Source organism: Calidifontibacillus erzurumensis (assembly GCF_013303125.1).
Classification (GTDB): Bacteria; Bacillota; Bacilli; order Bacillales; family Bacillaceae_J; genus Calidifontibacillus; species Calidifontibacillus erzurumensis.
The window spans coordinates 80,951-106,507 of the sequence record NZ_JABTTE010000001.1; the positions used below are offsets into that span (position 1 = coordinate 80,951).

The 25,557-nt window shown below is 35.1% G+C and carries 30 protein-coding genes; 23 read left to right on the plus strand and 7 right to left on the minus strand.

Annotated features, from left to right (window positions below; translation table 11 throughout):
* Positions 1-14 precede the first annotated feature (14 nt).
* The 13 genes from HR057_RS00400 (at position 15) to HR057_RS00460 (ending at position 11,557) form a co-directional block, all read left to right on the plus strand.
* On the plus strand, positions 15-797 hold the full coding sequence (locus HR057_RS00400; RefSeq protein ID WP_173729425.1) for a class I SAM-dependent methyltransferase: 783 nt from the start codon (positions 15-17) through the stop codon (positions 795-797).
* Positions 798-1,103: 306 nt separating this feature from the next.
* Positions 1,104-1,553 (plus strand): flavodoxin, encoded by a 450-nt coding sequence (locus HR057_RS00405; RefSeq protein WP_173729426.1) that lies wholly within the window; start codon positions 1,104-1,106, stop codon positions 1,551-1,553.
* Positions 1,554-1,581: 28 nt separating this feature from the next.
* Complete coding sequence (locus HR057_RS00410; protein ID WP_173729427.1) at positions 1,582-2,259, plus strand: hypothetical protein; 678 nt, start codon at positions 1,582-1,584, stop codon at positions 2,257-2,259.
* 83 nt (positions 2,260-2,342) lie between these two features.
* The gene (locus HR057_RS00415) at positions 2,343-3,173 is read left to right on the plus strand and encodes an imelysin family protein (RefSeq protein ID WP_173729428.1); all 831 of its coding nucleotides are present in this window, start codon (positions 2,343-2,345) and stop codon (positions 3,171-3,173) included.
* 49 nt (positions 3,174-3,222) lie between these two features.
* The gene (locus HR057_RS17270; RefSeq protein WP_173729429.1) at positions 3,223-5,370 is read left to right on the plus strand and encodes an FTR1 family iron permease; all 2,148 of its coding nucleotides are present in this window, start codon (positions 3,223-3,225) and stop codon (positions 5,368-5,370) included.
* On the plus strand, positions 5,367-6,821 hold the full coding sequence (locus tag HR057_RS00425) for a multiheme c-type cytochrome (RefSeq protein WP_173729430.1): 1,455 nt from the start codon (positions 5,367-5,369) through the stop codon (positions 6,819-6,821). Before HR057_RS17270 ends, HR057_RS00425 begins: the two co-directional genes overlap by 4 nt.
* Positions 6,814-7,239, plus strand: coding sequence for a hypothetical protein (locus HR057_RS00430; protein WP_173729431.1), 426 nt, complete (start codon positions 6,814-6,816; stop codon positions 7,237-7,239). The genes HR057_RS00425 and HR057_RS00430 overlap by 8 nt, the downstream gene beginning before the upstream one ends.
* Positions 7,240-7,313: 74 nt before the next feature.
* A complete protein-coding gene (locus HR057_RS00435; protein WP_173729432.1) occupies positions 7,314-7,748 on the plus strand; it encodes a cytochrome c maturation protein CcmE in 435 nt (144 codons plus the stop codon).
* Between the two features lie 39 nt (positions 7,749-7,787).
* Positions 7,788-9,767 carry a heme lyase CcmF/NrfE family subunit gene (locus HR057_RS00440; protein WP_173729433.1) on the plus strand — a complete coding sequence of 660 codons (1,980 nt, stop codon included), beginning with the start codon at positions 7,788-7,790 and terminating at the stop codon, positions 9,765-9,767.
* A gap of 24 nt (positions 9,768-9,791) precedes the next feature.
* Entirely contained in the window at positions 9,792-10,268 is a 477-nt protein-coding gene (locus HR057_RS00445) for a cytochrome c-type biogenesis protein CcmH (protein ID WP_230474300.1), read from the plus strand.
* Positions 10,269-10,277: 9 nt separating this feature from the next.
* Positions 10,278-10,565: a hypothetical protein gene (locus HR057_RS00450; protein ID WP_173729434.1), complete on the plus strand. Its 288-nt coding sequence runs from the start codon at positions 10,278-10,280 to the stop codon at positions 10,563-10,565.
* A 73-nt stretch (positions 10,566-10,638) separates the two neighbouring features.
* Complete coding sequence (locus HR057_RS00455; RefSeq protein WP_173729435.1) at positions 10,639-11,382, plus strand: cytochrome c biogenesis protein; 744 nt, start codon at positions 10,639-10,641, stop codon at positions 11,380-11,382.
* A gap of 22 nt (positions 11,383-11,404) precedes the next feature.
* The gene (locus HR057_RS00460) at positions 11,405-11,557 is read left to right on the plus strand and encodes a CcmD family protein (RefSeq protein ID WP_173729436.1); all 153 of its coding nucleotides are present in this window, start codon (positions 11,405-11,407) and stop codon (positions 11,555-11,557) included.
* Between the two features lie 462 nt (positions 11,558-12,019).
* Here HR057_RS00460 and HR057_RS00465 read toward each other — a convergent pair whose 3' ends face one another.
* Positions 12,020-12,724 (minus strand): thermonuclease family protein, encoded by a 705-nt coding sequence (locus HR057_RS00465; protein ID WP_196237798.1) that lies wholly within the window; start codon positions 12,722-12,724, stop codon positions 12,020-12,022.
* A 246-nt stretch (positions 12,725-12,970) separates the two neighbouring features.
* Here HR057_RS00465 and HR057_RS00470 point away from each other — a divergent pair, with 246 nt between their 5' ends.
* Positions 12,971-13,414 carry a Dps family protein gene (locus tag HR057_RS00470; RefSeq protein ID WP_230474301.1) on the plus strand — a complete coding sequence of 148 codons (444 nt, stop codon included), beginning with the start codon at positions 12,971-12,973 and terminating at the stop codon, positions 13,412-13,414.
* 90 nt (positions 13,415-13,504) lie between these two features.
* Here HR057_RS00470 and HR057_RS00475 read toward each other — a convergent pair whose 3' ends face one another.
* Positions 13,505-14,488 carry an ABC transporter substrate-binding protein gene (locus tag HR057_RS00475; RefSeq protein ID WP_173729438.1) on the minus strand — a complete coding sequence of 328 codons (984 nt, stop codon included), beginning with the start codon at positions 14,486-14,488 and terminating at the stop codon, positions 13,505-13,507.
* 182 nt (positions 14,489-14,670) lie between these two features.
* Here HR057_RS00475 and HR057_RS00480 point away from each other — a divergent pair, with 182 nt between their 5' ends.
* The 4 genes from HR057_RS00480 to fhuF are packed head-to-tail and all read left to right on the plus strand — an operon-like array spanning position 14,671 to position 18,329.
* Positions 14,671-15,675, plus strand: coding sequence for a FecCD family ABC transporter permease (locus HR057_RS00480; RefSeq protein ID WP_173729439.1), 1,005 nt, complete (start codon positions 14,671-14,673; stop codon positions 15,673-15,675).
* Entirely contained in the window at positions 15,672-16,721 is a 1,050-nt protein-coding gene (locus HR057_RS00485; RefSeq protein ID WP_173729440.1) for a FecCD family ABC transporter permease, read from the plus strand. The genes HR057_RS00480 and HR057_RS00485 overlap by 4 nt, the downstream gene beginning before the upstream one ends.
* 44 nt (positions 16,722-16,765) lie before the next feature.
* Positions 16,766-17,635 carry an ABC transporter ATP-binding protein gene (locus HR057_RS00490; protein ID WP_173729441.1) on the plus strand — a complete coding sequence of 290 codons (870 nt, stop codon included), beginning with the start codon at positions 16,766-16,768 and terminating at the stop codon, positions 17,633-17,635.
* Positions 17,565-18,329 (plus strand): siderophore-iron reductase FhuF, encoded by a 765-nt coding sequence (gene fhuF, locus HR057_RS00495; RefSeq protein ID WP_173729442.1) that lies wholly within the window; start codon positions 17,565-17,567, stop codon positions 18,327-18,329. The genes HR057_RS00490 and fhuF overlap by 71 nt, the downstream gene beginning before the upstream one ends.
* 26 nt (positions 18,330-18,355) lie before the next feature.
* Here fhuF and HR057_RS00500 read toward each other — a convergent pair whose 3' ends face one another.
* Complete coding sequence (locus HR057_RS00500; protein WP_173729443.1) at positions 18,356-18,511, minus strand: DUF1540 domain-containing protein; 156 nt, start codon at positions 18,509-18,511, stop codon at positions 18,356-18,358.
* A 222-nt stretch (positions 18,512-18,733) separates the two neighbouring features.
* On the opposite strand from HR057_RS00500, the gene HR057_RS00505 reads away from it, so the two are divergent.
* Positions 18,734-19,198: a hypothetical protein gene (locus HR057_RS00505; RefSeq protein ID WP_173729444.1), complete on the plus strand. Its 465-nt coding sequence runs from the start codon at positions 18,734-18,736 to the stop codon at positions 19,196-19,198.
* Positions 19,199-19,270: 72 nt separating this feature from the next.
* On the opposite strand, the gene HR057_RS00510 is transcribed toward HR057_RS00505, so the two are convergent.
* Together HR057_RS00510 and HR057_RS00515 are read right to left on the minus strand one after the other, a co-directional pair.
* Positions 19,271-20,122, minus strand: a complete 852-nt coding sequence (locus HR057_RS00510) for a family 1 encapsulin nanocompartment shell protein (protein WP_173729445.1) — start codon at positions 20,120-20,122, stop codon at positions 19,271-19,273.
* Positions 20,123-20,135: 13 nt separating this feature from the next.
* Positions 20,136-20,702 (minus strand): IMEF encapsulin system ferritin-like cargo protein, encoded by a 567-nt coding sequence (locus HR057_RS00515; RefSeq protein ID WP_173729446.1) that lies wholly within the window; start codon positions 20,700-20,702, stop codon positions 20,136-20,138.
* Between the two features lie 182 nt (positions 20,703-20,884).
* On the opposite strand from HR057_RS00515, the gene HR057_RS00520 reads away from it, so the two are divergent.
* Positions 20,885-21,208, plus strand: a complete 324-nt coding sequence (locus tag HR057_RS00520; RefSeq protein ID WP_173729447.1) for a DUF2325 domain-containing protein — start codon at positions 20,885-20,887, stop codon at positions 21,206-21,208.
* A 20-nt stretch (positions 21,209-21,228) separates the two neighbouring features.
* On the opposite strand, the gene HR057_RS00525 is transcribed toward HR057_RS00520, so the two are convergent.
* Complete coding sequence (locus HR057_RS00525; RefSeq protein ID WP_173729448.1) at positions 21,229-22,191, minus strand: metal ABC transporter solute-binding protein, Zn/Mn family; 963 nt, start codon at positions 22,189-22,191, stop codon at positions 21,229-21,231.
* Between the two features lie 195 nt (positions 22,192-22,386).
* On the opposite strand from HR057_RS00525, the gene HR057_RS00530 reads away from it, so the two are divergent.
* Together HR057_RS00530 and sigK are read left to right on the plus strand one after the other, a co-directional pair.
* Positions 22,387-23,121: a FixH family protein gene (locus tag HR057_RS00530; RefSeq protein ID WP_173729449.1), complete on the plus strand. Its 735-nt coding sequence runs from the start codon at positions 22,387-22,389 to the stop codon at positions 23,119-23,121.
* 129 nt (positions 23,122-23,250) lie between these two features.
* On the plus strand, positions 23,251-23,961 hold the full coding sequence (sigK, locus tag HR057_RS00535) for an RNA polymerase sporulation sigma factor SigK (RefSeq protein ID WP_329955799.1): 711 nt from the start codon (positions 23,251-23,253) through the stop codon (positions 23,959-23,961).
* A gap of 121 nt (positions 23,962-24,082) precedes the next feature.
* On the opposite strand, the gene pssA is transcribed toward sigK, so the two are convergent.
* Complete coding sequence (gene pssA / locus HR057_RS00540; RefSeq protein ID WP_173729450.1) at positions 24,083-24,622, minus strand: CDP-diacylglycerol--serine O-phosphatidyltransferase; 540 nt, start codon at positions 24,620-24,622, stop codon at positions 24,083-24,085.
* A gap of 102 nt (positions 24,623-24,724) precedes the next feature.
* Between pssA and HR057_RS00545 the strand changes: the two genes are divergently transcribed.
* A complete protein-coding gene (locus HR057_RS00545) occupies positions 24,725-25,501 on the plus strand; it encodes a phosphatidylserine decarboxylase (RefSeq protein WP_173729451.1) in 777 nt (258 codons plus the stop codon).
* Positions 25,502-25,557: the final 56 nt, after the last annotated feature.

Consider the following 25,557-nt stretch of genomic DNA (forward strand, 5'->3'; position numbering starts at 1 on the left):
TGGAGATGTTTGATATGAATGCATTGAAAATGCCAGCTCATTTATTTTTGGCTAGTTTAGGAAAAAAGATGTTGCGGCCAGGAGGAAGACGTGCAACGGAACGAATCATTCAGCATTTAGAGTTAACGCCTGATTCAGTAGTTCTTGAAGTTGCACCTAACATGGGAACTACTGCCATTCACTTAGCTAAAACATATGGCTGTAAAATTTATGCTGTTGATATTCATGGACCAAGTTTGGAAAAAGCAAAAGAAAATGTAAAAAAAGAAGGATTGGAAGATCAAATTATTTTGCAAATGGGCGATGCTAGAAAACTGCCATTTGAAGATGGAATGTTTGATGCAGTCATTAATGAAGCGATGTTGACAATGCTGCCAAATAAAGAAAAAATGAAAGCGATTCAAGAATACTACCGTGTTTTAAAGCCAGGCGGAAGGTTAGGTACTCATGATTTAACTTTGAAATATACACCTTCTGATGATGTTATGAATGAGTTTTGGTCCCAGTTAAAAATCATGGCCACACCGTTAACAATAGAAGACTGGCACAATATTTTTGAACAGTCGCCGTTTGAAAAATTTGAGTCAGTAACTGGCCATATGAGTTTATTATCAATGGATGGCTTGCTTGTAGACGAAGGATGGGAAGGAACGATAGAAATTCTAAAAAATGCAGGTCAGTCAGAAGAAACGAAAGAGCGCTTTTTCAATTTAGCTTCTTTCTTCTTTGAGTATAGCGACTTATTTGGCCACTGTACATTCCATGCAGAAAAAAATAAAAAAGACAATGTTACATGAATATTCTATTCATTAAATCTGAATGACAATCCTGCTCATCGAGTTTCAAACAGTCGAAACCATTAAATCTCAGTCCAAATATAGCTCCACTATTCTAAATCCCTGAAAGATGAGGACAAACTTTGACGTTGATTGTGATCAATAAAAATTTTAAAGGCATGTGATTGAAACATTTTGTTCCTTTACATGCCTATTTCTTTTTATTTTATGGTGGTCACAATTATATTGACAATGATTATCATTCTTGTTTAATATAGAGTTAGATAATGATAATCATTATCAACAAAGTGATTGGAGGAATTTAAAATGGCTAGAATTATCATGATTTATGCAAGTATGACAGGCAATACAGAAATGATGGCCAATGCAGTAGCTGAAGGAGTAAGAGAGGCGGGCGAAGATATAGATGTGGTCGATATTATGGAAGGGCCTGATGCCCATGATTTGGAAAGTTACGAAGGAATTTTGTTAGGTGCATATACATGGGGAGACGGCGATCTGCCTGATGATTTTCTAGATTTTTATGATGAAATGTCAAACATCCAATTAATAGAGAAAAAAGCGGCAGTGTTCGGTTCTTGTGATTCAGCATATCCGAATTTCGGAGCAGCTGTAGATATTTTAATGGAAAAGTTAAGTGAACAAGGCGCTCAAGTATATCCGGAAGGATTAAAAATCGAATTAACACCGGGAGATGATGAATTAGAAACTTGCCGTTCTTTCGGAAAGAAATTCGTTGATTTTTTAAGAACATAAAACGGTGAAAGGAGCGAAAGACAACTGGATGGAAAATTATTTAAAGGTTATTACTACTGACTATATTGAATCGCTTATTCGTTGTCCACATAAATTTTTTCATCAACATCATTTGTCTTTTGATACAAAACAAGAAAAAAGAAGAAAAATCGTTCAACAAGTCATTAATCAAGTTATAAAAGAATATTATTTACTTTTACCAGAAATGAAAAACAAATTCAACTTTCTTAAATTGATCGATAAATATTGGAAAAATATTCACCCAAATATTTTTGAATCAAGAGCTGATTATTATATTCATTTAGCTAAAATCACGGATCACCTCCTTCAATTTCTAACGGTGGATCGTCAAAAGAGGCCACCGCTATTTTTGTATCAAACATTCAATGCCTATATCGAAGACCTAGGAACCGAGCTATCACTAACGTTTGAAGTAGGGGAATGGACGAAAGATTCTTTTATTGTAAAGAAATTTTTAGTAGAAGCTGATGAATATTTAATGAACCTATACCATAATTTGATTGTAGTATTTTCACATGAAGCTTTTGGAAAACTTCCCGAGAAAATTGAAATGATCACGCTTTTAGAAGGAAAGAAACATACGCTACCAGTGACGAGTGAACAAGTTACCCGTGGAAAACAATATTTAAGTTTACTAAAAAATTTTCTAAAGCAGCCTAATAAATTTAAAATTGAAATCCATTAAAAAATAATATTGATAATCATTTTCATGAATGGTATATTTTTTTTATGAGTTGTAATGATAATCAGTTTCAAGGAGTGGTTTTTTTGTTTAAGAAAGGTATGATGGCCGTACTTTTAGCTTCATCAGTTTTTTCACTTGCTGCCTGCAACAGCCAAGAAGCAGCTAATCAAACAAAAGAGGAGCAAAAAGTTGAAGAGACGGCAGAACAAACAAGCAATGAATCTGTTAATATCGAACAAAATATCCAAAAAGCAAAAGAATGGACATTGGCGCGTGTGGATGGAATCATTTCTAATGCTGAAAAGCTAGAGGAAGCCATAAATGCAGGTGATTTTGAAAAAGCGAAAGAACAATGGCTGCCGACACAATTAGAATACGAAAAAGGTGAAGCATTATTTGCAACATTATCCCCTGAATTAGATGAAACAATGGACGTTAGCACTGAAACAGGTTTCCATGGCCTTGAACAAATTTTATGGGGGAAAGAAGATCCTGCTATACATAAAGAAAAGTTGCTTGAATTGACAGCTTTATTAAAAGAAGATGCTGCTAAATTGAAAGAAGTTGTTGAGCAAGCGGAGTTAAATGAACAATTATTATTCGAAGCAATGACAGGAATTTTGCCAGAGTTATCTGGATTTGTTGAAGCTGTTTATACAGGTGAAAGCATCTCAGGTACAAGAATTGAAGATGCTCGAAATGTTTTTGAAGGAGTTCAACTATTTTATGATGCAATTTCCCCTAAAATTGTAGCAGCTTCCCCAGAAATCGATGAGAAGGTACGAGCACAAATTGATAAAGTGCTAGATGTAATGGGTGAAGAAAAGCCGGACGTCCAAACGGTTGATGAAGAATTTGGCGCATTATTCAATGCAATGGTTGAAGCAGCGACAACAATTGGAGTTGAACTTTAAAAAGCCCATTTAAAGGAATGGGCTTTTTTTCCTTGGAGGTTGAGAAACCGTGATTAAAAAAATAAAAATTGCTTTAGTTTGTTTAATTGCAACTTTTAGCATTTTTCAGCTATTACCATTTACTGGTTTAAGTGCCTCTGATTCATTTGGATCGATATTCCGCGAAATTAAACAACAGCTGCGGCAATATTCAAATAATGGTGATTTACAAGCATTGGAAGAAGCAAGAAAGCTTTTTGACTCAATGGTCGAACAATCAGCGGTTGAAGATGAAGCACTAAAAAATGCAATTTACGAGTCTTTTGAACAAAAACAAGTTGATATCATCCCTTTTCAAATATTGCAACTTGGTTATGAAACTACAAAAAAAGCACTGAATGTAGGGGATGTAAAGGAAGCCGGACAATGGTTCGAAGTTCGTGAAAGCAAATTGAAGTTTGAAAAAAAAGCAACACCTGCGATGAAAGCGATCGTAGAGTTAAAGAAAAATCCAAGCAATGTTGAAAATTTAAAAGATATTATTATTGATGATTTAAAAGAAACCTACCTATTTAAAGTGAAGGAATCTTTAAACGAAAAAGATGGTGCAGCTTATTATTATTTTGCAATTATTAAATCTGATCTTGAAAAAGAAATATCAAAAGAAGATTTTCAGACACTTACAGCTCTTTTTGAAAATGGAAAATCGTTTCACTCTAATGAAGAAGCTGTTCAAAAAATATTAAATATCTTACATACATACGAATCAAAAAAAATCTCCGAAACAGATGTAAAATCTGAAGCAGAAAAAATAGGGAAGTTAATCCAATATATCCATGACAATTGGAGTGTTGCCATTAAAGACGGGGAAATCTTCAATGGTGTGGAATTTGCTGAATTAAAAAGCTTTCTTGCAGAAGCTAAGCAAAGGTTTTTGCAAATAAAGCCTGCATTTGGTGAAGAAAGCAGCTTCATTGATGAGAAACTAAATGAGCTAGAAATATTATTACTAAATAAAGAATCTCAAGAAGCGGGACAAAAGATTGCACAAGAAATTGTAGATGTTATTATTAAACGAACAAACGTTCAGATTACATTAACTAATAACGGTGAGCTAAACATTCAAGAAATTGAAAAGCAATTGGCAGTGATGTTTGACGAAGCTGTTCAACAATATAAAGCAGGAAAGCAAAAGGAAGCTTATGATATTATCTTTGATTCCTATTTCATCTTTGAACCATTGGAGAAAAAAATATCTGCAAGGGATCAATCAGCTGTACAAGAAATTGAAAGTGCATTTGCGTTAGTTAAAGGAAATATCCAAAATGGTCTACCGATTGATAACGAGATTCAAAGATTAAAAGATTTAATTTCTCAATCTTTAATCAAAGCGGAAGCGGCTCCTTCCAATTGGGAGCTGTTTATTCAATCATTAATTATTATTATTCGTGAAGGATTTGAAGCGATCTTAATCATTGGTGCATTAGTAGCTTACATGCTTAAAACGAATCAAAAAGAGCAGGTCAAATACATTTATATCGGATCAATTGGAGCTGTTATTGTAAGCTTTATTGCCGCCTACTTGATTCGTAATATTTTTAAATTAAGCGGTGCGGACCAAGAAGCTTTAGAAGGAGTTACAATGCTCATTGCTGTTTTCTTCCTTTTCTACGTTAGCTATTGGTTAATCAGCAAAGTCCAAGGGCAAAAATGGCAGGAATATATAAAAGGAAAACTTGCGCATTCCGTTTCAAAAGGGAATCTTTATACAATGAGCTTTGTTGCTTTTTTAGCTGTTTTCCGTGAAGGTTTTGAAACAATTTTATTTTATGAAGCATTACTTGCCATTGGCGATGACAACTCATATATTTTGTACGGATTTTTGCTTGGCTGTATCGCGTTAACGATTCTTTATTTATTAATTTCAAAATATAGCATCCGCATTCCAATAAAGCCATTTTTCACATGTACAAGCACGCTTCTTTATTTAATGGCTTTTAGCTTTGCAGGTCATGGAATATTTGAACTGCAAGAAGGTGGATATATACCGGCAACATTCTTGAGCGGTTGGCCGACGATTAGTTTGCTTGGCATATATCCGACTGTAGAAACATTGAGTGCACAGGCAGTACTTCTTTTAGCTTTAATCATTGCAATCGGTTATTTCATATATTCAAGTTCAAAGCATTCCAAAGAGAAAGGTGTGCTTGGGCAATGAAAAAGAAAGTAATCGCAAGTTTACTTTTTAGTTTGACGATTTGTGTAATCGTTGCTGTTATGTATAAGGAAGCGCGCATGAATATTGATGATGAGCCTAAATTTTCCCTCGCTGAAGAACAATCGAAAGATTTTGGATTGTCCAATGTAAAAACTATTTCTGGAAATCCTGTTGATCCTCATTTATTGACGGAATCAGAAGATTGTGCTAAGTGCCATCAAAATAGTTTTGATGAATGGAAAGTTTCGGCTCATGCCCGATCCGCAGCCAATGACCCTATTTACGAAAGCCACGAAGAGACATTTGCTGTTAAAGAAATAGGGCAAGATGGCATTACTTTTTGTGCAGGCTGTCATACACCTGAAGCTTTAGTAACAGGTTCTGTCGGAAAAACGAAGTGGACCAGCAGTAAATATGAACAAGCGGGTACGTCCTGTATTATGTGCCATGCCATTAGCGATGTATTTCCTGATGAAAGACAAGGAATTCCAGCAGATGCATCTTATGTATTCAGCCCTGAGCTTGTTCATGAATATCCGTTTGCAAATACGAATGAAGCGATTGAAAGTTTTCTCATACGTTCGGCGCCTAAAAGGCATGCTTCTGATTTTTCGAGCAAGCTTTACAAAGAAGCTGAATATTGTTCCAGCTGTCATACACAAGCTGCTCCAAATGGAAAAATTGAACAAGATACGTATCGGGAATGGTTGAACAGCTCATACGCTGACCCAAATTCTAGTGAATTTTCTACCTGTATAGACTGCCATATGGCACCTGTTCCTGGTGAACGTGATAAAGAAGTGGCTGGAAGAACGACCGATGGTGGTAAATATAAGAAAAAAGTATTAGATCATAGATTTGTTGGCGGAAATCAAGCACTTCCATATCTTTATGGAGATCAAGAAATGTTTAAGTTAACAGAAAAAATGTTAAAGTCCGCAGCAGAAATTGAAATTGTTGACGCAAAACAAGAAAATGGAAAGTTTGATTTTAAAGTGAAAGTAACGAATAAAGGAGCCGGTCATAATTTGCCAACCGGGGCTACTGATTTACGTCAGCTTTGGATTGATGTTGAAGCGGTTGATGAAAATGGAAAGATCTTGTTTGCTTCTGGTAAGTTGGATGAAAAAATGGAAGTGGACCCGAATGCCGTTATGTTTCACTCTAAATTTTATGATGAAAAAGGAAATTTAATAGACCATCATCAAGTTTGGCGGATTGCGAGAAGAGAGGACCATTTAATTCCTCCGAAACAATCAAAATACGGAGAATATTCATTTACATTACCAAAAAATGTGAAAAAGATCACGATTAATGCAAAACTGCGTTATCGGGTGTCACCGCAATATTTTGCCAATGTTACGTTAAGGGAGTTTGGGGATCCTGGAACAGACAGAACACTACCGATTACCGATATGGCTGTAACGAAGAAGGTGATTCAACTTGACTAAGCTGGCCTTTTATTTCACTTTGATTTGCAGTTTGACTGGTATGATGCTCTTCATGCCAGCCAATCCTCAATTTTGGGGGTTTTATTCATTTGCCTTAGTTGTCCATGTTCTTTTTGGCTTCGGGCTTTTATTATTCATTGGCATTGTTACATTTACACATGTGAAAAAAGGTTTTAAGCAGATGTCAAAAGGCCATAAGAGTGAAAAAAGCTTTACAGGACTTTGGTACTTTGTAACGATTCTAATTGCTTTAGGGACGGGAATATTTATCGGTATTCGGAGCGGTTACGCCCTCGATTGGGTTGTCCCCGTCCATTTAGTTGCTGGATTTTGGTGTTTTCTTTTATCTTGTAAACATTCTTTGAAAAAAGGTAGAAAAAATATATTGAGCCAAAAAAGTTTAGAAAATGTAAGCTAAATCATTATAAACCCAGTGTCAATCGTATCGATGGTACTGGGTTTTCTCAAAATTTTTTGAAGGGAGTGGGAGGAATGAAGAAAAATACGAAAATATTATTAGGGTTTAGTGCGATTTTCATAGCAATTATGATTCTATTGTTAACTGCAACCCCTGGTGCAAGCAGCATCGAATTAACACTTGATCAATTAAAACAAAACCCTTTGAAATATAAAGATCAATATGTGATGATTCAAGGTGATTTAATAGAAGATTCAATTCATTGGAAACCAGACAATATTGAATTGCAATTCAACATTTCAGATAGCAATGGAAATGAGCTTCATGTTATTCATAACGGTGTAAAACCAGATAATTTCAGTGAAGGCGTCATCGTCATAGTTGAAGGCTTTGTAAATGAAGATGGTTCTTTTCTTGCCGAAAAAGTGCAAACAAAATGTCCTTCCAAATATGAAAGTGAAAATACTAATCATTATGACATCGAAAAGCATGATGTCATAGATCAATAATAAAATCTTCTGTTTATTTATAAAAGGGGCATTCCTATTATGTATGTGATCGGAAATGTAACGTTATATCTCGGCTTAATTCTATCAGTCTATGCATTGTTTGCATTTTTGTTTGGCGCCTTTAAGAAAAACGAAAAATGGATCAATAGCGGAAAGAATGGTGTTCTTGCAATATTTTTATTAACAACGATTGCGATGGCCATTTTATTAGTGGCTTTGGCGACTAGCCAATTTAAGTTTAAATACGTGTCGAATTACACGAATTTGCATTTGCCGCTCATTTATAAACTTTGTGCGTTATGGGCAGGAAATGCAGGGTCGCTTTTATTGTGGACATTCTTTCTAACACTTTATACAGCATTGATAACATTTTCGCGGAAAATGAAAGGGAATAAGCTTATGCCGTATATTGCTTCCATTTTGTTGGGGAATACGTTGTTTTTTTATTTCGTAATGGCAGGTGTAGCAAATCCATTTGAGTTAAATGAGGTAAGTCCAATAGATGGAAATGGGTTAAATCCTATGCTTCAACATCCTGGTATGATTCTTCATCCACTCACTTTATACCTTGGCTATGTTGGACTGGCCGTCCCATTTGCTTTTGCGATTAGTGCGCTCATTTTAAAAACAGTTGATTCATCTTGGATTAGGATGACTAGACGTTGGACATTAATAGCTTGGCTTTTTTTAACGCTTGGCAACGTGATTGGTGGCCGTTGGGCATATATGGAATTAGGCTGGGGAGGATATTGGGCATGGGATCCAGTTGAAAACGCGTCTTTCATGCCTTGGCTAACGACAACTGCTTTTCTTCATTCGGTGATGATTCAAGAACGCAAGCAAATGTTAAAAGTGTGGAATGTAAGCTTAATTATCATTTCCTATGCATTAACATTATTTGGTACTTTTCTTGTCAGAAGCGGTATATTAACATCTGTTCATTCTTTTACCAACTCAAACTTAGGGTTGTACTTTTTAATTTTTATGGCGATTGCCATTCTTTTCGCGCTTTATATGCTGATGAGCCGCTTTCATTTATTAAAAAGAGACAGCGGGCAATTTGAATCGTTTTTGTCAAAGGAAAGCAGCTTTTTAGTGAATAATCTCATCCTCGTTGGTGCTGCTTTTGCTGTGTTTTGGGGAACGATTTTTCCTCTCGTTTCTGAAGCGGTGAATGGAGTTAAAGTCAAAGTAGGAATTCCTTATTTTAATTCGGTCATGTCGCCGCTATTACTCGCATTGTTGTTCATTATGGCTATTTGCCCGTTAATTGCTTGGCAAAAATCATCTAAGAAAAATTTACAAAGAAATTTTTTACTTCCTTCTGCACTTAGTACGACCGTTGCTTTTCTTTTGTTAGCATTGGGGATAAGGCAAGCCTATCCGGTTATTGCTTTTGCAATAATTTCATTTATGATTCTAACTCATTTGCTTGAAATTTATCGAGGTGTAAAAGCAAGGCATTCCGTTACCAATGAAACATATCCGCTTGCTTTTATCAAATTGTTGACGAAAAACCGTAGACGTTATGGTGGTTATATTGTCCATATCGGGATTGCTTTCATAGCCATTGGTATTGTTGGGTCGCAAAATTTTCAAGTTGAAACAATGAAAACGATGGCAATTGGTGAGAGTATTGAAATTGAAGATTATAAAATCACATACGATGATCTTGGATTAAAACAGGAAGGAATGAATGACGTTATTTTTGCCGTCTTGACTATTAAAAAAGATGGTAAAAATCTTGGGAAAGTTATGCCGGAAAAAATATTTTATTCAAACTGGGAAGAGCCTTCTACCGAAGTTGGGCTTTTGTCACGTTGGGATGAGGATTTGTACACTGTGATCAGTTCGTGGGAACAAGATCGACGTGCGACTTTCGTTTTTCGTATTAATCCATTAGTTAAATGGATTTGGTTTGGAAGCTTTATCGTTGTTATTGGAACAATTTTTGCTCTTTTTGGAAGATCATCTAAAGAAATTGTTCCAAAATATTTTAATTCTAGACAGGTTGTTTAAGTTTTAAGAAAGGGGCTGCTATACTTGTTTAAACGCGTGTTCATCTGTTTCATACCATTATTGTTTATAACAAACATTGCCTTTGCTAATGAATTTGATTATAGCCGCAAAGACTTTCAAGAAATTATCAATATGCTCGATATGGAAGGGCATGGAAATGATGATGTAGCAACATGTCCGGTTAAGCAGCTTTATTATAAAGAAGTTGCAGACATGTTGGAAAAAGGGATGAATAAAGAGGAAATATTAGCTTATTATGTAGATCAAATGGGTGAACAAGCGTTAAAGGCACCGTCAAAGAAGGGATTTAGTCTATTTGCTTGGACGATTCCTTATGTAGTTTTGTTTATAGCTGCTCTTTTTGTTTATTATGTGATTCGAAAATGGAAGATAAAAAATAAAGAACAACAAAACCAACATGTTAAAACTAAAATACCGAATGAGACTGAAAGGAATTCTTTAATAGACTTTATCGAAAGAGAACGAAAAAAGTATTTTTAGGAAGTGAAAATGGTGGATATTCCGGCAATCATAGCAAGCTTTTTGCTTTTTATCTTCTGTTTATATTTAGTTTTGTCCCCTTTCATGGAAAAATCAGAAATGACTTCACTTGAAAACAGTAAAGCAAATGATTTGGATGAAATTAGTCAAGAAGAGCTTTATGCAGTGCTGAACGAGCTTGAAATGGACTATAAAATGAATAAATTGTCTGAGGATGATTACAAAGGAATGAAAAGATTGTATGAGGAGAAGATTGTTGAACTATTGGACAAAGAAAAATACATAGATAAAGCTTAAATAAAAGGGGAGAATTAAAAGATTCGCAGCTTTGTAAATGTGTACTAATTTAAAATGGATGGAGATGTAGGAAATGGGCTCCGATGAAGTAAAAATTGTATTACCGAAACAATCCAAATTTCACCAATTTCTTGTTATTGCACTATTTCCGTTGATGGGTATCGCTTTATATTTAATCTTTGTTTGGTCCCCGGTTGAAAGAATGATGGGCATCGTACAAAAAATTTTTTATTTTCATGTTGCATCAGCATGGAATGCTTTTTTAGCCTTTGCAGTCGTTTTTGTATGCAGCCTTTTATTTTTAATAAAACGAAAAAGAATTTATGATATTGTTGCCGGCATCTCTGCAGAAATTGGAGTTGTTTTCACATTAATTGTGTTAACAACCGGACCTATTTGGGGACGAAGTGCATGGAATACATGGTGGACGTGGGAACCCCGCTTAACAACAACGCTTATTTTATTTTTTATCTATTTAGCTTATATTTTAATACGACACATGGATGGAGCTTGGGATAAAAAAGCTAGACTTGCAGCAGTATTTGGAATTATTGGTTTTATCGATGTTCCAATTGTATTTATGGCCATCCGTTGGTGGAACTCGAAACTTCATCCGATCGTTTTTGGCAGTGGACCAAGTGGACAAGGAGGGGGTATAGAGGCTCCAATGTTATTTACATTATTATTCACCGTAGGTGTTTTAACATTATTGTATATTGTACTCCTTCAAAAAGGTGTGTATATCGAACGAACGAGGCTTGTCGTTGAGAAATATAAAATTGATGTAATAGAAAAGTTAATGAATAAAGGAACGTAAAGTAAGTAGGTGAATTTTTAAGATGATCTATTTATTCATGGCATATACCGCCATATGGGTATTAATTTCTGTTTATTTAATAATTTTAGGTAAGCGGCAAGAAAGAATTGTCAAACAGATCGAATATATTAAAGAACTTCAAGGAAAGCAAATGACCGATTTTAATAGAGAATAAGTTGGAATGCACGACGGTAGTTAGGTGAGTAGTTAGTTGGAAGAGTAGGTGTGAAATGTTTCTGGCGATTGATTTCCACCGTATATTTTAAATATAAAAAAATGGATAACTTTACATTGACTTTTGTAAAGTATCCATTTTTAATGTTTTAGGAGGAGTATCATTTATTTTCTGTCAAAAATGGTCATAAACAAAGTCACTTGATAAAATTATATATTAGGAACAGTATTATTATTCCTATTACTATGACTCCTCCGATTGTAGGACTTCCGTAAAAAGCCCGATTGAAACTATCATTCGTTTCGATTTTACTTTTCTCTTTGTTTTCATTCCTCTCCTTTTTCATTCCTCTCCTTTTTCATTTTATTTCACCTCTTAATCTAAATATAGAATCCTCAGGTGAACTGGCTTTTCTGAGGAAAAGAAAAAGGTTATAAGATTAATTTTTCTTTGAAATGGTTTTTAACGCATGTTTTTAGGTGGTCGAAATCCAGCAGCTTTTGCTTCTTCTTCTGTGCAAAACCACCGTTCAGCTTTTGTTTGCTCGTAGGATGGAGAATCAATGGTATGATAAATTTTTTCTCCTTTTGAGTTGATATTGCCCTTAATTAAACAATCCCCATTATTTTCATCTTTTGTATTAACTGAATTTTCATTGATCGATTGAAAACCGTCTTCTTGCACATAGTTTTCAATACTCCATATGCCGACTCCTTCTTTTTGTGCTTTCTTTTGTATTTCGTAAAAGCGATCAACATATTTCGTATTTGGCGCAAATACATAAGCGACTCGGGCCAACCCCTTTTCTAACAGCATCTCATTGAACATTTTGTCATCGATCCAAACATATGCTAATAATCTACCGTATTTGTCTCGCTCAGAAACATCTAGTTCTAGTCTCACTTTTTTCCCTTCTAATGTTTGTTTCGTAAACTGATATGCTTCCGGACCAAAAGGCTGCACTGGTTTAGTAGGGTGTTTTGTCTCAGGTGTGTCCACTAATAGAAGACGTACACGTTCTTCTTTATTATCGAATGTAACGTCAATCGTATCCCCATCTACGACTTTCGTGACAACTGCCAAATTTCCATCATTGCTGGTGGAACAGCTTGCTAAAATATTTAAAACTAATAGAAACGTACAAAATAATATTATCTTTTGCTTCAAATCAGTCACATCCTTAAATTTGCAACAATTTTATTGCCTAGTTTTAAACTTAGTTTCCATTTTATAAAGAAATCATTCTTAATTTCAACAGATAAGCTTAGTAATATAATAAAGAAGATTTTTATTTATTTTTTTGTAAAGTTTGCCAAATACGTCATACTTTGCAATAAAATTTTATGATAATGTATTAGTAGAGCCCAATATGGGAAAATATTGTAAGTGATAATTATAAAGGAGATGGTTCGATTGGCACAACTTACTGATGTATTAAACAAACAAATCGCAAACTGGACTGTTCTATATGTAAAGCTTCATAATTATCATTGGTATGTAAAGGGAGGCCACTTCTTTACTTTACATACAAAATTTGAAGAATTTTATAATGAAGCAAGCCTTCATATTGATGAGTTGGCAGAGCGCTTATTGACAATCGGCGGTCAACCAGTGGCAACAATGAAAGAGTGCTTGGAAATGTCTTCAATTCAAGAAGCGGCAGGAAACGAAACAGCAGAACAAATGGTTCAAGTATTAGTGGATGACTTTTCAAAAATGGTTGCAGAATTAAAAGAAGGTATGGACTTAGCAGATGAATTAAATGATGAGATTACCGGTGATATGCTTCTAGCAATCCATGGCAGCCTTGAAAAACATGTATGGATGCTAAAAGCATTCTTAGGAAAAGCAGTTTAATTATTTATAAGAAGAGTTAAGCTGGTCCATAATAAAAAAAGGCAAGTGGGGATCGTATTTACTCATCTCACTTGCCTTTTGAATGTTTCATTATTGTAAGAAATATTTTTCCAAATCGTCAATCATTAAGTTAGCAGCAATAACGCCACCTGCGGTATTCCAAATGGCATCATCAACTTTATAGACTTTCCCTTTTTGTACAACATCAAGCTTTTGGAATAATGGGTCGTTAATCCATTCTTGTTCGATTTTGCTTGCTTCACCGTCGCCAGTTTCATAAGTGAAGTAGAAAAGAATGTCTCCATCCATTTGTGGAATCATTTCTTTTGTAACGCCTCTAATTGCAAAATCATTCACATCTTGAGATTCAGGACGTGCAAACCCAATCTCTTCTAAAATTACACCGGAAAATGAATCTTTTTGATAAATTCGTACTTCTCCTCCAGTAAAGCGAACGATTGAAACTTTTTGATTTAATTTATCGCCAGCTTTTTCCTTGAATTCATTGATCCGATTTTCGTAAGCTTCAAGAACTTCTTTTCCCTTTTCTTCTTTATTAATAGCTTTCGCATAAAGTTGGAAATTTTCTTTCCAGTCACCGCGCAACGTTTCAGCAAATACTGTTGGTGCAATTGCACTTAATTGTTCATAAACTGCTTCTTGGCGCATTTTATTTCCAATAATTAAATCAGGTTGGAGGGCAGCAATGGCTTCGAGATTTGGTTCACTTTCTGTACCAACTTCTGTAACACCTTCCATTTGGTCTGCAATATGTGGATACCATGGGTCACCTAGCCATGATTTTACAGCACCAACTGGAGTTACTCCCATTGCGAGCAATGCTTCTGTTCCTTCATTTGTTAAAATAACAATTTTTTCAGGAGTACCTTCAATTGTTGTTTCACCCATTGCATGTTTAACAGTGTAGGTTGTTTTTTCTGTTTGTGGAGCCTCATTTTTTTGTTTATTTTCTTTGGAGCTCGTTTTTCCATCTTTCGCACCACAACCCGCTAAAATGAGTGAAAGGGAACATAGAAGGGCCATGATCCAAAAGGTAACTTTTTTATTTAACATGTTGAATAAATCTCCTTTCAAAATCTATGTAATCAATAATGATTTTCATTATTAAATCATAATTTCTTGAAAAAATATTGTCAATACCTAAATGAAAATGATATTCAAATTCATTGACAGTAGATATTTCTTTCAATAGACTAAAAGAAGAAAAATCGAGCTTAGTTTGTTGAGGGGAAAATATGGTACTGAAAACGACATCATCGAAAATAATAGGACTTATCCTTGGATTTATTTTATTTTTATTATTCATTTGCTTCAGTATTGTTTATGGCTATACAGATACAACTTGGAAAATGGCTTATCAATCTTTTACTTCCTTTGATGGTTCTAATGAACATATCATCATTCAAACTGTACGATTGCCAAGGGCATTAATAGGAGCAGCTATTGGTGCAAGTCTTGGAGTATCTGGTGCTTTAATTCAAGCGTTGACGAAAAATCCATTAGCAGATCCAAAAATATTAGGGATTAATGCGGGAGCAAGTTTTGCTATTGTTGCCGCTGTGACTTTTCTTTCGATCAGCTCTTTAGATGCTTTTGTTTGGATAGCATTTTTAGGAGCAGCTGTTAGTGGTATAATTGTTTTTTTTCTTGGAACTATTGGAAAAGAAGGGTTAACACCATTGAAATTTACGCTGGCAGGAGCTGCGGTTTGGGCATTGTTTTCTTCATTTACACAAGGATTGCTAGTATTAAATGAAAAAGCATTAGAAGAAGTTATATTTTGGTTAGCAGGATCCATTTCAGGTAGGAAAATGGAATATTTATATCGTGTGATGCCTTATTTAACAGCTGCTTGGTGCGCTTCTTTTGTCATAGCCCGTCATATTAACTTGTTAACGATGGGGGAGGATGTAGCGAAAGGCCTTGGACAGAGAACTGGGGTCATAAAATTCATTACTGGTTTATTAATTATTTTGTTGGCCGGATCTAGTGTTGCCGTTGCAGGTCCGATAGGATTTATTGGCATTATTGTCCCTCATATCGCTCGTTACATCGTAGGAATAGATCACCGTTGGCTCATTCCATACTGTGCTTTGATTGGCGGCATGCTCCTTAATCTTGCAGACATTAGCGCGCGGTATGTGATCATGCCGCAGGAGGTTCCTGTTGGTGTCATGACAGCGATCATTGGTGCGCCTTTCTTTATTTACATAGCCCGTAAAGGGGTGTTCAAGAAATGAGAAAATATATATCGCTTCGAGTTGGAAAAGGGATGATTTCCTTTTTAGTGGATAAAAAAGCACTCTTGATAACAGTTTTATTGACTGTATTGACGATTTTCCTATTTTTGTTTAGTACCGGCATGGGGACGATGAAAATTAGCATTGGTGATGTGATCGATGTGATTCTCGGTAAAGGAGAAGCGATGCATGCCCTTGTCATTCAATCTTTCCGACTGCCTCGAATATTAGCAGCCATTTTAGTCGGCATGGCTCTTGCAGTAGCTGGAGCTATTTTGCAGGGTATCGTAAGAAATCCACTTGCCTCGCCGGATATTTTAGGAATTACTGGTGGCGCTGCGGTAGCTGTTGTGTTATTTTTAACGTTATTTAGCGATGAGAATAATGCTTTAACCGTCAGTATTAAATGGATGCCTCTTGCCGCTTTCCTAGGTGCTACGATCATTGCATTATTCATCTATATATTAGCTTGGGACAACGGTGGGGTGTCACCGCTTAAGCTTGTGTTGGTGGGGATTGGCTTATATGCCCTCACGCAAGCTATAACAACATTGTTAATGATTTTAGGTCCTATTTATCGCGCTAGCCAAGCGAATATTTGGCTAACAGGAACGGTATATGGTACAAATTGGGAAAATGTAAAAATCCTTGCACCATGGACGATCATCTTACTAGTCATTACTTTCGTTTCAACAAGGCACTTAAATATTCAAGAATTGGGGGATGATGTTGCGACAGGTGTAGGCAGCCGTGTAGCGAGACAACGTTTAAAGTTGCTTCTTCTCAGTACTGGATTAACAGGAGGCGCTGTTGCTTTTGCTGGAGGAATCGGTTTTGTAGGTTTGCTTGCACCACATATTGCAAGACGAATTGTTGGATCAGCATTTGGTGCGTTATTGCCTGTTAGCGCACTAATTGGTGCAATTCTTGTAATGGTCAGCGATTTGATTGGTAGAACGATGTTTGGTGCTGCAGAAATTCCGGCAGGTGTTTTTACAGCAGCGATTGGTGCGCCTTATTTTATTTACTTGCTCTTTAAAAAATAGGTTAAGCGAGCCTGAAATTATTGAACGCAGAGGAGATTTTGAAAATGAAAAATAATGCGCTAGAAACGAAATCATTGACTATTCGTTATGGTGAAACTACGGTTATAGATGAATTAGATATGACCATTCCAAAAGGAAAAATAACCGTATTTATTGGCAGCAATGGCTGTGGGAAATCAACGCTCTTGCGCTCAATGGCCCGGTTGTTAAAACCGAATAGCGGATCAGTCCTACTTGATGGTGCAATGATCCATAAAATGTCAACAAAAGAAGTTGCCAAAAAGCTTGCCATTTTGCCGCAAGGACCTGAAGCACCAGAAGGGCTAACGGTATTGCAATTAGTCAAACAAGGAAGATATCCATATCAAAATTGGCTGAAGCAATGGTCTGATGAGGATGAACAAAAAGTAAAGGCTGCTCTAAAAGCAACCAATATGATGGAATTTGCAGAAAGAAATGTTGACTCGCTTTCGGGCGGGCAGAGGCAGCGGGCATGGATTGCGATGACTCTTGCCCAAGATACCGATACGATTCTATTAGATGAGCCTACAACCTATCTTGATATGACTCATCAAATTGAAATTCTTGACTTATTGTATGAATTAAATGAAAAAGAAAAAAGAACAATTATTATGGTATTGCATGATTTAAATTTAGCTTGCCGTTATGCTCATCATATTGTTGCCGTTTCAAATAAAAAAATTTATGCACAAGGGAAGCCTGAAGAAATCATTAACACTAAGCTTGTATATGAAGTTTTTCAAATGGAATGTCAAATTATGATTGATCCGATTTTTGGAACTCCTTTATGTATTCCTTATGGAAAGGGGCGTCGATTACAAAATGCCGAAAGTGATTACTTTGAAAAAAGCCAGTCTTCTTCAAGAAGAAATCGAGCAGCTTCAACAGTATAGATTTTATACTCGACATGAGATAGATGATAAAGAAGCCATTCGTATGATTGATCTTATCGATGAAAAAAATTTGAAGCCATTCATGGAGTCTGTAAAAGATAAGCTTCATGCCCCTAGTGTAACGGTTGCTGCTTCTCTTTTTTCAAAACGATATAGCTATCTTTTATTAGTGCCAGCGCTATATGCATTTTCTAGATACAATAAGTTTTTAAATGTTTCCATTGAAAACGTAGAAATCATGGACTGCTATGAAAACGGGATATGGCTTCCAAAACTTATTTTAAGGGATGATGCAGTTCAAGTGGCTAGTTCAGAGGAAGAGCGTACGAAAGCAAGAAGCATTTTTTTTAAACAGCTTTTTTCTGAACATCTCAATGTCATGTTAAATGCTCTCGCTTCGGTCGGAAACTTATCGAAACAAACGCTCTGGGAAAATGCTGCCGTTTATATATTTTGGCTGTATGAAAAAGCCTTGTATGACCTCGATTGCGATCATGCCAATGAAGATTATTGCTTTTTATTATCTGAAGAAGATGGTTCTATTTTTGGTACTGGACAAAAAAACCCTTTATCCCGGTTTAACAATGAAAAAACATTAGTAGAGTCGGAAGCTATTCGAGTAAGAACAACATGCTGCTTGTCTTATCTAGTATCTGAAAAACAGATGTGCAAAATATGTCCTAAAAGATCGTAAGCCCGGGTGCTATGGACCCGGGTTTTTTAAATTTTTGGCTCGAAAGTTTTGCAGTCTGTTTCTTCTTGTGAAGAAGCTTGCTTTCCATGATGGCTTACTACATAAATGGAATCTGCAGCACATTTGTTTCCAGCTGCCCAGTATTTACAGTTGCTTACTTCACATAAAACATCTTTAGCCATTACATTCAACTCCTTTTATTTTATTTGTAATACGATTTATATCATAACCAGCATTAGCTCCGTTTATACAAAGGCATGAGTGTCAATATTATTTATTATGAATGATTTTCATTATCAATATACATAATTTAGTACAAAAAAATACATTGACCTGATAATAATTCTCATATAAAATAAAAATATAGTGAAAATGAGAGTTATTCTCAACAAGGAGGATGCTTCATGACTGGTAAAATTATTGGTTTTACTGATATTCATTCGATTTTGGCAAATGAACGAAAAATTGGCGGTGTAATTGAAGCGAAAAAAATTGTTTTGCGTACTGGAGAAGAATATAATCATCCGGTTATAACGAATATAGACTTTTGTGGAGGAACATTTTATACAATTGGCTTTTTTACGGAAAATGGCGGTCATATGATTGTAAATGTAACGGATATTAGCAAAATTGTTGAACCTGTTCATAAGAGAATATATGAAATGGACAATAAAGCTTATCAAAAGGAAAAATTAAAAGAAAAAAATGTCTATCTAAAAAAACTTTGTGAATTAAACAAAGGCGTTTTCATTAAAACATTCATAGATGAAGTAAAACTTCTTGTTGATGATATTGGAATGGAAAATATTGAGGAAGATATCGATACGAGCTTTTTGCCGAAAAAGAATAAACTTATTAAAATTGCTTAGATAAAAGGGATGCCTCAAATTGGAAGCGGAAAAAGTGGGTTCCGCTCTAGTTTGAGACATCCCTTGTTTGTTTTATGATGATTTTGGATCTTCAAGCGTACAGATCGCACTTGGTCGTTTAATTCTTGGAACAATTGTTTCATAAATGCGGAAAAGATGGTTCATTTGCTCTTCGTCCATATAAGCTATATCAAAATCTTCTGCAATAGCTAAATCAACATTTTGTCGCCCCGTTGCAATAAGAACGCCTGCATCTCCTTTAATTACAGGTGATTGGTAAACGCCATCTGTTACAAGCTCGCGAATATGTTCAATTTCCAGCACATTTGTACCTTGGTGAACACGATGCATAAGGGCGTACAATTGAGGAGAAACAATTAGCGCATATGGACCGGTATGTCCCATTTGCATTAATTTGTTCCTCGCTTCGACAATATCTTGGAAGGCATGTCCGGTTTTCTTCCAATCGCCACGAATATGTGTAATCCGACCTTTAACATTCATTAGTCCTTTAATATTAAATTGTTCTGAGCCGTTAAAAATTAAGTCGTCTTCTAAAAGTGCAAGCTGTGTTGCTGCATTTGCAGCTGTTGAAAAGTCGATGGGAATATCGAGAGTTCGTGCATGGGCAATATCACGCCAATAAAGCTTAAAATCTTTATAGAGAAGAGGGATTGTTAAATTTTCACGTTTTACTGGATTAGACACTTCTAATGTATCACCATGTAAACTAATTGTGCCTACATCTGATTCTTCATATACGTCGTTCATAATCGCTTGCACTCCACCGCCAAGAGGCCCGTATATGTCTAGAAAACGTCTGCCGATCAGAGTCCGTCTAGCATGGTGGATCACAAGTTCTTGTAAGTCATTCCATTCTTTTTCGGTTAAAGGTGTTCCTGAATAGTGATTTGTCATACTCATTTCAGATTCCCCTTTATAAATTTTTTAAGCTTCCTACAGTAAGTTTTTTAGTAATATGTTTATTTGCAAAAAACTTATGCAGTTTTACATGATCTTCTGCATTTTCTTTTTCATCCGTTGGTGTTGAACCGGCTTTGTTAATTTTGCCATCAAATGTTTCGTTCAAAGCAGATAATAGCTCTTTTATTTTTGAATAATCACTTTCAGCCATTTCAAGCATGTTTTTCAAAAAAGATTCATGTTCACTGTTTTTGGCATCAAATATTGCTAATGTAAGATGCTCTTCAAAATTATGTAGACCAAATTTTTCAAGGCTGACGTCTTGCAATAAATGAATAAAACTTATATTGTCTTGCATAGCATTGTCGCTGCTATTAAGAAAATGACGTACACGAGACAATAAGTCTTTCAGACGGTCCAATCGTTGTTCTTCCTCTTCATAAATATGGTGCCAGTATAAACGTTGGTGTTCATCTTGTGCACTTTCAATTTTCGGCTTTAAAAACTCCATAAATTTTTCAACAGCACTTAAGTTTCGTGAGAATAAATCCTCTAATTCTTTCATTATTTCATCGGTCATCGCTTCAACCCCTAACAAATGAAGTAGTCATTATAAGATTTACAGATCAGCGCTGATTTATACGTACTTACTGGGAAAAATATTGAAAAAAATAGTGATATTTATTCTCAATTATATTGACAAAGAGAATCATTCTCAATTAAAATAAAAATAACAAATCAATCGGGATGGAGGTCATAAAAATGGCTAATTTAATGATTGTAGGTGCAGACCATTTAGGCAATATCTCTGAAAAATTGATGAATTACGGCGTGAAAAATATTTTACATATCGATGGACGGAAAGTTAAAATGATAAAGCAAAATATTCCTGATTATGTTGATGTCGTTTTTGTAATGACAGATTATATTAACCACAATCTTGCTAAAGTCATTAAGCAAAAAGCTAAAAGCCAAGATGTTCCTACATATTTTGTAAAGCGGTCATGGTGTTCCATTTTTCCAGTCCTTGAGAAATGCGATGTTTTAAAAAAGTGTTCAAATGAAAAAAGGATGGTGGCAAAGTAATTTTTGCACCATCCTTTTATTTATTTTAATGCGATTTTTAATGTGTTTAAATTCTCTTCCATCAAACTAAAATAATCTTCATTATTTTTAATATCTTCTTCGCGTAACACGGATAGATTGTGGAGATAAAGAGATTGTGCATTTATTTCATCTTTAATAATTTCAGCAACTTTTGGCGTAATGTTTTGTTCAAAAATAACATATTTTATATCGTTTTCTTTGGCAACATTTATAATTTTTTGCAACTGTTTTTGTGATGGTTCATTTGTCGAAGAAAGACCGGATATTGCTAATTGCTTAATGCCATATCGTTTTTCCCAATACCCATATGCTGCGTGGGATACTACAATTTGTGGTGAAGTTTTATCTTTCACAAGGTCACGGAATTTTGCATCTAATTGTTCGAGCTGCGCTTTTAATTCATTAAATCTTGTTTCAAATTCCGCGCTAGCTTCAGGTTTTAAATCTATTAAACTATTTTTAATATTTTCGGCAATCGTAATCGATAAAATTGGATCAATCCAAACATGTGGATCAACATCACCGTGACTGTGTTCCTCTTCATCATTTTCGTTGTGATTTTCGTCGTCTTCATGTTGAATCATTTCAATGTCTTTAGCCGCTTCTATAATTTTTACGTTTTCCTTATCCAACGCTTCAGCTATTTTATGGGCGTATCGTTCCATTTGTTCACTCGTAAAAATAAATGCATCTCCTTCTGCTATTTCAATCATCGTTTTCGTAGTTGGTTCAAATGTATGCGCATTCGATCCAAGGGGAATAATGCTTTCCACCTCTACATGAGAAGTTCCAATTTTTTTAGTAAAATATTCAATTGGATATAAAGTTGTAAATATTTTAATTTTATCATCGTTATTTGTTTCTTCTTGGATATTTTCAGTATTTTTTTGGCTGCATCCTATTATAAACGTACTAAACAATAAAAATATCAGAATAATTGTTTTCATCGTTCTACTGATCATAATGATCCCCCTGTTATCCTTATGTACTTGTTGCCTTCTTAATTATATCGGAATTATTACGATTTGCAAGTCAGAATCATTACGATTTATGTAACTACATGAACTTCATACTTTCACTAAATGTATTTCATATTTTTCACACATTTGAACATTATAATTAATTTCATGAAAAAACGAACTAAAACGGGAGGAAAAATGAGGAAAATAGCAGCAATTTTAACAGTTATTGCATTGATTAGCGGTTGTTCTACTAATCAAAGCGAAGATGTAAAATCAAAAGAAGCAATTGTCGAACCAGTCCGTGCAGATCTTATTATTCATCCTAGTCCAGTAGAGGTCGAACAAGAAGTCACTATAGAAGCAATTTTGACCCAATTTGATGAAAAAGTGGATGATGCTGATAAAGTTGTATTCGAAATTATGAAAACTGATGAAAATAAATCTTGGGTAAAGGAAGGAAATAACGAAGGGGAAGGTATTTATTCCGCGAAAGAAACATTCAACGAAGCAGGAACATATGTAGTAATAGCTCATGTAACGGCAAGAAATATGCATGTGATGCCTCAAAGGGAATTTGAGGTTGTCGATCTAGAGGCTCAAAAGGAGGAAAAAGCTGAAGAAGGGCATCACCATAGTTCTCATTTATTGATCCATTTTGATGTGGCTGAAGAAGTTCGTGTTAACGAACAAACAGAATTAAAAGCTCATATTTCTTATAAAAATGAAGCGTTGAAAAATGCCCGGGTAAGATTTGAAGTTTGGAAGGAAGGGCAAGAGAAGCATGAATTTATTAATTCAGTTGAAACTGTTAATGGTGAATACACGGCTCAAAAAGCATTTCCTGAAAAAGGGATTTACAATATTAAAATACATGTCAATAATGATGAAGGTCTCCATGAACATCAGGTAGAAATGATCAATGTTCGTTAATTATTGTGCATACTATGCTGGAATTGCCCATTTTATTTTTAATTTGCTGAAGGGACAGACACAATCACACGAATCGAAGCATAGGATTGGTAATAGGCAGTTACCTACTATGCAAATGGGGGTGATGGAGTGTCGTCCATTCTTGCAGCGATGGGTTATCTTTTAAAAGAAATTTTTTTTCTAGTTTCGTATGTAAAAAATAATGCATTTCCTCAGCCTTTATCAGAAACAGAGGAACGGAAATATCTTCTTCTAATGGAACAAGGGGATGAGGAAGCACGGAATCGGCTTATCGAACATAATTTAAGGCTTGTGGCTCATATTGTGAAAAAATTTGAAAACACTGGCGAAGATTCGGAAGACTTAATTTCAATCGGTACGATCGGTCTGATTAAAGCAATTGAAAGCTATTCACACGGGAAGGGGACAAAGCTTGCAACCTATGCGGCCAGATGTATTGAAAATGAAATTCTCATGCATTTACGAGCATTAAAAAAGACAAAAAAAGATGTTTCATTGCATGACCCGATCGGCCAAGATAAAGAAGGAAATGAAATCAGTTTAATTGATATTTTAAAATCAGAAAATGAAGATGTTGTAGACACGATCCAGCTTTTAATGGAACTTGAAAAAATAAATGAATATATTCATATTTTAGATGATCGGGAAAAAGAAGTAATTATAAGCCGCTTTGGATTGAATATGAATAAAGAAAAAACGCAACGGGAAATTGCGAAAGAATTGGGGATTTCACGGAGTTATGTATCGAGAATTGAGAAGAGGGCTTTAATGAAATTGTTTCACGAATTTTACCGAAATGAGCGGAAGAAAAAAGGATAATATATTTATTTCGAAATGAAAAAGTCTGGTTTTCCATCAAGGGTGCCAGACTTTTTTCGTTGGTACGGTTGTTAACAGATCTGATTTTCCGAATATCTTGAGTGATATTAAAACATAAATATTACATTTTCTTTACTCTGAATGGGCCGACCATCAATAATGCCATGCCGATCGTCACGTAAATAAAAACGTGTGTAGGAAAAACGTTTGCACCAAGAGTAAACAGAGTGAGAATGACACCAGCAACAGTAATAGGCAAACCTGTAAAATAACCGTTGTTTTCAGTTATATTAAATTTAGCTAAACGAATGGCTCCGCAAGCGATGTAAATAATGATATAAAATAAGCTAGGTGCGCCTAATTGGTGCAATATGCTTTCATACATTAAAAAAGCAGGTGCCACGCCAAAAGAAATAAGATCGCACAACGAGTCAAGCTGTTTCCCAAATTCGGATTCAATGTTCAGTTTTCTTGCAACTAAACCATCAAAGCGGTCGGTAAAAGCGGCAAGAAATATTAAAAGCAGTCCTAATTGTAATTCCTTTTGTAAAATGGCTGTCAATGATGCAACGCCTAATCCTAAATTTAAAATGGTTAACATGTTCGCCGCTTGAGACTTAATTTTTTTAATCGTATGATCAATATAATGGGATAAAAACATAAAAACAACTCCTTACGTGACGATTTCCATTATAAGTTATATATACGACATACAGTGTGATATGTTTCAAAGTATTTTAACTACATAGGAGGATTGTCCAAGATGAAATTCTTTTACCGTTTTTTCATAGATTTAACGAATCACTTATATTTATCAAAACTAATCCGCATTTTTGCTACTTCAAAGATGAGCAAACCTTTCATTCGTTCTTTTGCAAAGACTTTTAATATAAATATTCAAGAATCCGAGAAAAAATTAACGGAATTTCAATGTCTCCATGATTTTTTTATTCGTACGTTGAAAAAAGGATCGCGACCGATTAATGATGAACCGAATAGCGTTGTCAGTCCGGTCGATGGGTTTATTGAAGATATTGGAATTATATCAGAGAATAAAAATATTTTGGTTAAAGGACAAATCTTTTCTATTAAAGAAATGGTTGGAAATGAAGCTGTTTATGGAAAATATGATGGCGGCATTTTTATGATTATCTATTTAAGCCCAAGGGATTATCACCGTATTCATAGTCCGGTTTCTGGAAAAGTTGTATCCCAATGGGAGTTGGGAGGAAAATCATATCCGGTTAACAAGTGGGGATTAAAATACGGCCGAGCGCCGCTTGCAAAAAATTATCGAAGAATATCAGAAATAAAATGCAATGGAAAACATGTTATGATCGCAAAGGTAGGGGCGTTGTTTATAAATACAATTACGTTAACACATAAAAATGATACAGTGGAAAAAGGTGAAGAAATTGGCTATTTCTCCTTCGGTTCAACCGTTGTTTTATTATTTGAAAAGGGAAGTTTTCAACCAGAAGAACAATTAAAAAATAATTTAGTTAAAATGGGACAAAAAATTGGTGAATTATTTCAATAATTGTTCAAAAGTATGTTAAAATACTTAGGAGTGCAAATTTTTTAAGCAAGGAGGTA

What these genes read in the sequence shown, in the direction of transcription:
- HR057_RS00455 (WP_173729435.1), top strand. Translation starts at nt 10,639, where the DNA reads ATGGGCTCCGATGAAGTAAAAATTGTATTACCGAAACAATCCAAATTT.
- HR057_RS00405 (WP_173729426.1), top strand. Translation starts at nt 1,104, where the DNA reads ATGGCTAGAATTATCATGATTTATGCAAGTATGACAGGCAATACAGAA.
- HR057_RS00505 (WP_173729444.1), top strand. Translation starts at nt 18,734, where the DNA reads ATGACTGGTAAAATTATTGGTTTTACTGATATTCATTCGATTTTGGCA.
- HR057_RS00475 (WP_173729438.1), bottom strand. Translation starts at nt 14,488, where the DNA reads ATGTTAAATAAAAAAGTTACCTTTTGGATCATGGCCCTTCTATGTTCC.
- HR057_RS00410 (WP_173729427.1), top strand. Translation starts at nt 1,582, where the DNA reads ATGGAAAATTATTTAAAGGTTATTACTACTGACTATATTGAATCGCTT.
- HR057_RS00545 (WP_173729451.1), top strand. Translation starts at nt 24,725, where the DNA reads ATGAAATTCTTTTACCGTTTTTTCATAGATTTAACGAATCACTTATAT.
- HR057_RS00500 (WP_173729443.1), bottom strand. Translation starts at nt 18,511, where the DNA reads ATGGCTAAAGATGTTTTATGTGAAGTAAGCAACTGTAAATACTGGGCA.
- HR057_RS00515 (WP_173729446.1), bottom strand. Translation starts at nt 20,702, where the DNA reads ATGACCGATGAAATAATGAAAGAATTAGAGGATTTATTCTCACGAAAC.
- HR057_RS00480 (WP_173729439.1), top strand. Translation starts at nt 14,671, where the DNA reads ATGGTACTGAAAACGACATCATCGAAAATAATAGGACTTATCCTTGGA.
- HR057_RS00525 (WP_173729448.1), bottom strand. Translation starts at nt 22,191, where the DNA reads ATGATCAGTAGAACGATGAAAACAATTATTCTGATATTTTTATTGTTT.
- HR057_RS00450 (WP_173729434.1), top strand. Translation starts at nt 10,278, where the DNA reads ATGGTGGATATTCCGGCAATCATAGCAAGCTTTTTGCTTTTTATCTTC.
- HR057_RS00435 (WP_173729432.1), top strand. Translation starts at nt 7,314, where the DNA reads ATGAAGAAAAATACGAAAATATTATTAGGGTTTAGTGCGATTTTCATA.
- HR057_RS00440 (WP_173729433.1), top strand. Translation starts at nt 7,788, where the DNA reads ATGTATGTGATCGGAAATGTAACGTTATATCTCGGCTTAATTCTATCA.
- HR057_RS00520 (WP_173729447.1), top strand. Translation starts at nt 20,885, where the DNA reads ATGGCTAATTTAATGATTGTAGGTGCAGACCATTTAGGCAATATCTCT.
- fhuF (WP_173729442.1), top strand. Translation starts at nt 17,565, where the DNA reads ATGCCGAAAGTGATTACTTTGAAAAAAGCCAGTCTTCTTCAAGAAGAA.
- HR057_RS00400 (WP_173729425.1), top strand. Translation starts at nt 15, where the DNA reads ATGAATGCATTGAAAATGCCAGCTCATTTATTTTTGGCTAGTTTAGGA.
- HR057_RS00510 (WP_173729445.1), bottom strand. Translation starts at nt 20,122, where the DNA reads ATGAGTATGACAAATCACTATTCAGGAACACCTTTAACCGAAAAAGAA.
- HR057_RS00485 (WP_173729440.1), top strand. Translation starts at nt 15,672, where the DNA reads ATGAGAAAATATATATCGCTTCGAGTTGGAAAAGGGATGATTTCCTTT.
- pssA (WP_173729450.1), bottom strand. Translation starts at nt 24,622, where the DNA reads ATGTTTTTATCCCATTATATTGATCATACGATTAAAAAAATTAAGTCT.
- HR057_RS00490 (WP_173729441.1), top strand. Translation starts at nt 16,766, where the DNA reads ATGAAAAATAATGCGCTAGAAACGAAATCATTGACTATTCGTTATGGT.
- HR057_RS00460 (WP_173729436.1), top strand. Translation starts at nt 11,405, where the DNA reads ATGATCTATTTATTCATGGCATATACCGCCATATGGGTATTAATTTCT.
- HR057_RS00530 (WP_173729449.1), top strand. Translation starts at nt 22,387, where the DNA reads ATGAGGAAAATAGCAGCAATTTTAACAGTTATTGCATTGATTAGCGGT.
- HR057_RS00425 (WP_173729430.1), top strand. Translation starts at nt 5,367, where the DNA reads ATGAAAAAGAAAGTAATCGCAAGTTTACTTTTTAGTTTGACGATTTGT.